This window comes from Plantactinospora sp. B6F1 (assembly GCF_040120695.1).
Lineage (GTDB): Bacteria > Actinomycetota > Actinomycetes > Mycobacteriales > Micromonosporaceae > Plantactinospora.
On record NZ_JBEEAC010000105.1, the window covers coordinates 1 to 653 of the forward strand.

Sequence of the window (653 nt, forward strand, 5' to 3'; positions counted from 1 at the left end):
CCGCCCTCCGCCCAGCTCATATCGGGCGAAGTCTTACTCATCGGACACCCCACCAGGACACCGCCACGCCGTTGACTTGGCCACGTTCATCCGTACCTACCTGGGGACACCAACCCGTACGCCGACATCAGCGGGGCGACACGCTGCCGGGCAGCCCTACCGCCCGGGAACTGCTCGGTTTGTCCCTGGGTAGTTCTGCCCAGTACCTCTACCTGGCCAGCCCGTATGGCGACGGTTCCGTAGCCGCGCTGACCTGGTCGGATCTCCTCGCCGGCCGCACCGTGCCGGTCCGGCTGTGGCGGCCGGGTGAGGGTGGTCTTCCCGCCGACGAGGTCGCTTTCGGCGCGGCGATCGGATGACGGGACGGATGGACATGAACATCTCCACGGGGAAGGGCGTCACAGTGGCTGGTCGGACGCGGCGGCGCAGTTCGTTCTTTCTGCTCGGTCTGCTGGCCGGCCTGGCCGGTCTGCTCTCCCCGGCGGTGCTCGCACCGCAGCCGGACACCGCGCGGCAGGTCGCACCGGCGGGGGACTGTACAAATAACGGCTGATCGACCGATCAAGGGAGAGACGCCAGATGACGACCGAGACCACCGTGGGACAGCCGGCCGCTGGGCCGGTGGGTGCGGTCACGGATGAGCAGTTGATCGC

Annotated in this window: 2 protein-coding genes; both read left to right on the forward strand. The window is 68.3% G+C overall.

The window, feature by feature from the left end:
• Positions 1-71: 71 nt before the first annotated feature.
• On the forward strand, positions 72-359 hold the full coding sequence (locus ABNF97_RS33995; protein ID WP_349341078.1) for a hypothetical protein: 288 nt from the start codon (positions 72-74) through the stop codon (positions 357-359).
• 14 nt (positions 360-373) lie between these two features.
• Complete coding sequence (locus ABNF97_RS34000) at positions 374-553, forward strand: hypothetical protein (protein ID WP_349341079.1); 180 nt, start codon at positions 374-376, stop codon at positions 551-553.
• Positions 554-653 lie beyond the last annotated feature (100 nt).